Here is a 2,206-nt window from a genome sequence, read left to right on the forward strand (position 1 = left end):
GGTGCTATGAGCGCCGAGTTTATTTTTATGTACAAGCACTTTTTCACCATCCTTGGGTATGATGGGTAGTAACACTTAGGCGAAAGGGGAAAAGGTGATGAAACAGAGTAAAGAAGAGTTTATTAAGAATGAAGGCGCTGATTTCCCTGGGAAAACATATGTAGATTGTGTATTACAGCACGTATTTAATTTTCAGCGTAATTATTTATTAAAAGATATGTTTCAAGTGCATAGGGCACATATTACTATGTTAACTGAAGAGAAGTTAATGAAAAGAGAAGAAGCGAAAGTTATATTAATCGCACTTAAAAAAGTAGAGGGGATTCCAAAGGAGAAGTTGCTATATACAGGGCAACATGAAGATCTTTTTTTCTTAGTTGAACATTTGCTTTCTCAAGAAGCAAAGTGTGAATTTGTAAGTAATATGCATATCGGTAGAAGTAGAAATGATATGGGTGTAACGATGTATCGCATGAGTTTACGGCAATTTGTATTGCGGTTAATGGAACATCATTTATTGTTGCAAGAAAGTATGCTCGAGCTCGCCGGTGAACATATGGAAACAATTATGCCCGCGTATACACATACACAACCGGCGCAACCGACAACATTTGGTCATTATGTTTTGGCAATTTATGATACGATGCAACGAGACTTAGAAAGAATGAAAAAAGCGTATCATCTTTTAAATCATTCTCCAATGGGGGCAGCTGCCCTTTCTACAACAAGCTTCCCAATTAAGAGAAAACGAGTGGCACAGTTACTTGGGTTTACAAATGTAATTGAGAACTCATATGATGCTGTTGCTGGAGCRGATTATTTATTAGAAGTTAGCTCGTTACTAATGGTWATTATGACGAATACGAGTAGRTGGATTCATGATTTTTTACTATTAGCGACGAAAGAATATGATGGGATTACTGTAGCGAAGCCRTATGTGCAAATAAGTAGTATTATGCCGCAAAAACGAAATCCTGTTTCAATAGAACATGCCCGTGCTATTACGAGTAGTGCTTTAGGGGAAGCATTTACTGTATTTCAAATGATTCATAATACACCATTTGGCGATATTGTCGATACGGAGGATGACTTGCAGCCGTATTTATATAAAGGAATCGAAAAGGCGATTCGTGTTTTTTGTATGATGAACGCAGTTATTCGAACGATGAAAGTAGAAGAGGAAACGTTAAAAAGTCGTTCATATAAACACGCGATTACGATTACAGATTTCGCAGATGTTTTAACAAAAAACTATGAAATACCATTTCGGCATGCACATCATGCAGCAAGTGCGATTGCGAATATGTCATTGGAGCAGAAAAAGGAGTTACATGAATTAAATTTCAAAGATATAAATGTATACTTACAAGAAAATTTGAAAGTAAATTTATTAGAAGAAGAGTGGAAAGAAATTATATCGCCAGAAGCTTTTATTCAAAAAAGAAATGTATATGGTGGACCGAGTAAAAAAGAGATGGAGCGTATGATTAAWAAWCGWAAAGARTCRTTTCRAAAAGAAGAAGAGSTATTTGARAAGGAAAARMARAGARTKTTACAWGCTGAAAATGATTTGAAYACRTTAGYTTCAAATATTATCGAATCGTAAAAGAAGGATTTAATGAATTAATCGCCAATACTTAATGAAACTATAAATAGAGAGAAGAGATTGTCGATGATTCAATTACATGTATATGAAGAGATTCTTAATTTTACAGAAGAGGTTAAACCATTTTTAGAGAAGAATGAGCAGGAAAATAATCTCATATTAGGTGTATTACAAATGGTCCAAGAGCCGATATTTATAGGAGTAGCAAAACAAGAGGAAGAAATTGCAGCTGTATTTCTTCAAACAGAAGAAAAGAAACAAATAATTGTTGCTACATCTGAAATTTCCGAAGATGCTATAGTGGAACTTGCAAAGCAATTAACGCGCATATACCCAGATATTCCTGGACTGATTGGTAATAAGAACATCGTACAGAAATTAGCGGAAGAGATTGCGATATTAGAACATAAAAAAACTACTGTTGTGATGGAGCAAGGTGTATATGAGTTGAAACAAGTAAAGAAGAAGTGGAACGGAGATGGAATTTTTCGAGAAGTAACTAGTGAGGAGCTGCCATTAATAGAAAAGTGGATTTATCAATTTTGCGAAGACGTGAAGCTCCCTACTACGAAAGAAGAAGCAAAACAAACCGCACATACA

Annotated in this window: 1 protein-coding gene and 1 pseudogene; both read left to right on the plus strand. The window is 35.1% G+C overall.

The features are described from left to right. The first annotated feature begins 97 nt into the window (after positions 1-97). A complete protein-coding gene (gene argH, locus AC1DJR_RS27360) occupies positions 98-1,606 on the plus strand; it encodes an argininosuccinate lyase (RefSeq protein WP_477003977.1) in 1,509 nt (502 codons plus the stop codon). A 66-nt stretch (positions 1,607-1,672) separates the two neighbouring features. Continuing rightward, positions 1,673-2,206, plus strand: a pseudogene (locus tag AC1DJR_RS27365) (GNAT family N-acetyltransferase); the annotation flags it as partial.

The organism is Bacillus sp. 05T31 (assembly GCF_056396725.1).